Below are 2,920 nucleotides of genomic sequence, written 5' to 3' on the forward strand. Positions count from 1 at the left end.
CTTGTAGGAGCCGAGCTTGCTCGCGATGGCGGCCTGACAGACACCGCATCTCTCAGGCCTGCTAACATGTCGCGCAATCGACCCTGCCGTGACGACGCCAGCCAATGCCACCTGTTTCCCGCTCCGCCTCCCTGCCTGAATTGACCGCCCTGTTCGCCTCGGTGCAACAGCACTTCCAGGACGTGATCGTGCCGCTCTGGCAAGGCCCCGGCTGGAATGCCGACATGGCGTTGCCCTATGAAGCACTGGACGCCGAGCATCAACCGCTGCCGCCTCAACGCTATCGGGCCATGGCCTGCGCACGGCAGTTGTATCTGTTTTCCAGCCTGATCGGCCAGGTGCCAGGCGCGCAGGAGCGCTGCGCCAAGCTGTTCCGCTCCTTGCAACAGCACTTCCACGACGCCGAACACGGTGGCTGGTTCTACAGCATCGACCCGCACGGCACGCCGCTGGATCAGCGCAAAGACCTGTATACCCACGCGTTCATTCTGTTCGCCTGCGCCCATTACTGGGACAAGTCGCGCGAACCGCTGGTGGAATCCGCGCTCAACGCGGCACTGGAAGTGATCGGTCAGCGCTTCGCCACAGGCGACGGTCTGTACGACGCCAGCCTCGATCGCGACTGGTCTTCGCTCGACTCCGGGCCGCTGCAAAACCCTCTGATGCACCTGGCCGAAGCCTTCCTCGCGACCCTGTCGGTACGCGAAGACATCGCGGTGCAACGTGCACTCGTCGCGTTATGCACAGCCATGCACAAGCGCTTCATTGACCCGCAACACAGCGTGTTGATGGAGAAACCGCTGGGAGCTGTGGATAACTGGTTCGAACCCGGGCATCAGTTCGAGTGGTATTTTTTGCTCGAATCTTCGTCGCTGCTGCGCGGTTCGCCACTTCATGCATCGCTGGRCCGTGCGTTCGCATTCACCGAACAACAAGGCGTCGATGCGCAGACCGGTGCAGCACAGGCGATGCTTGATCTGGAGGGCAACGCCAAAGATGCCACCCAACGCATCTGGGCTCAGGCGGAATACTTGAGGGCGCTGACGTTGCGCCCGAACGCCGAAGCGGTGGTGCAACGCCAGCTACAAGCGCTGCAACAGCGCTTTCTGCATGCGGGCGGCTGGTATGAGTGTCGGGATGAGCTGGGCGAAGTCAGCCGCAAAGACATGCCGTCGACCACGCCTTATCACTTGGCAACCTGCTATCGCGGGTTGGCCGACTATCTGCGCTGACTGACCGATAGCTATCGCGGGCAAGCCCGGCTCCCACAGGGCTTGTAGCGCTCGCCAATTGGCGATCCAACACATTACCTGTAGGCGCCGGGCTTGCCCGCGATTGGCCGTTACGCGGTCTTAAACCTTCGCGTTCCGCTCAATCGCAAACCCGCTCCAGGTCTGGCTCACTGGCATCAGTTCCAGGCTGTTGATGTTGATGTGCGCCGGCGCGTTGAGCACCCAGAAAATGGTCTCGGCGATGTCTTGCGGCTGGATCGGCTCGGCACCGGCGTACGTCGCGTTGTAACGCTCCTGGTCACCGGCAAAACGCACCAGCGAGAACTCACTCTCACACAGACCCGGCTCGATGTTGCTGACGCGCACGCCGGTGCCTTGCAGGTCGCAGCGCAGGTTCAGGGAGAACTGTTTGACGAACGCCTTGCTCGCGCCATACACGTGGCTGCCCGGGTACGGATAATTGCCGGCGATGGAGCCGAGGTTAACGATGCCGGCACCACGACCATGAGCAATCAGGCGCGGTAACAGCAAACGAGTGCTGTACATCAGGCCCTTGATGTTGGTGTCGACCATGGTGTCCCAATCGTCGAGATCGCACTTGGGCGCCGGGTCCACACCGAGCGCCAGGCCAGCATTGTTGATCAGCCCGCGCAGCTTGGCGAAGGATGGTGGCAGGTTGGCAATCGCGTCCTCCATGGCTTTGCGGTCACGCACGTCGAGCACCAGGCCATGCACCTCGGTCTGCTTCGACAATTCGGCGCACAGGGCATTGAGGCGCTCTTCACGACGGCCTGTCAGTACCAGCTTCCAGCCTGCCTCGGCAAAACGGCGGGCACAGGCTTCACCAAAACCGGACGTCGCGCCGGTAATAAACAGGGTGTTGGACATCGTGTTCTCCTTGCTTCGGCTGACGGGCAGCCCTTGGAATAGAAAATCAGCTGGCAGCATGCCCGGCCTTGCACACAGCGGCAACCACCGCAAATCTGCTCAAAAAACGCTCAACCCTGGCAACACCATGTCCGCCGCGGCTTGTAGCCATGTGCGCGCATGTTATCCACAGGCCGGTCCACAGTTTCCGGGGGCAAGTGGAAAGGTTGAAAGCCGCTGTGTACAAGGCTTTGCGGGGAGTTTTGAAAGTTTTTTGCTTGACCCTCGGATGCTCGCAGTGTAGCCCCATGCATTTTGCACGATTTCTCCTACAGACCAGCAGTGGCGCCAAGCCAGTAACTACGGCCCTCAGCCGAGTCTTTCCAGAGTTTAATCACAGACTTATCCACAGGCTCGCCCTGTCCGTTTTGTGCTAGTTCTATCGCCAATAAAAAGGTTGACAACTGCGGTTCAGAGTCGCGCAAAAACGCCTGATCAAAAAACAACCACCACGCCACAAGCCACGGCTTTAAAGGCGTCCAGTCAGCTACTCCCACGTTATTCACAGCCAGCTCCACAGCAAACGGGGACAAGTCAAAACCGTGACAAAACAACTATTTGCAGCGGCTTTATGTCGCGCTTTGCGAGCTTGTGAAGATTGTTTTCCACAATTTCAACTCACCCCACCGCCCATCGAGCTTGGTGCCGAATCAAGGATGTAAAAAAGCCCCGGCGATTGCGCGCCGGGGCTTGTGCATAACCACRCAGACTCAGTGACCGCCGAGGTAGGCGTTACGCACATCCTCGTTAACCAGCAGCTC

At 59.6% G+C, this 2,920-nt stretch carries 3 protein-coding genes; 1 reads left to right on the top strand and 2 read right to left on the bottom strand.

Going from position 1 to position 2,920, the window contains the following annotated elements:
- The first annotated feature begins 104 nt into the window (after positions 1 to 104).
- The gene (locus tag AC1D2P_RS30505; protein WP_477811762.1) at positions 105 to 1,232 is read left to right on the top strand and encodes an AGE family epimerase/isomerase; all 1,128 of its coding nucleotides are present in this window, start codon (positions 105 to 107) and stop codon (positions 1,230 to 1,232) included.
- 120 nt (positions 1,233 to 1,352) lie between these two features.
- Here the strand turns inward: AC1D2P_RS30505 and AC1D2P_RS30510 are convergent, their stop codons facing one another.
- Both AC1D2P_RS30510 and AC1D2P_RS30515 read right to left on the bottom strand, forming a co-directional pair.
- The gene (locus AC1D2P_RS30510) at positions 1,353 to 2,120 is read right to left on the bottom strand and encodes an SDR family oxidoreductase (protein WP_046028444.1); all 768 of its coding nucleotides are present in this window, start codon (positions 2,118 to 2,120) and stop codon (positions 1,353 to 1,355) included.
- 308 nt (positions 2,121 to 2,428) lie between these two features.
- Positions 2,429 to 2,665 carry a hypothetical protein gene (locus AC1D2P_RS30515; RefSeq protein WP_223525407.1) on the bottom strand — a complete coding sequence of 79 codons (237 nt, stop codon included), beginning with the start codon at positions 2,663 to 2,665 and terminating at the stop codon, positions 2,429 to 2,431.
- Between the last annotated feature and the right edge of the window lie 255 nt (positions 2,666 to 2,920).

This window comes from Pseudomonas sp. P1_F1_2 (genome assembly GCF_056405815.1).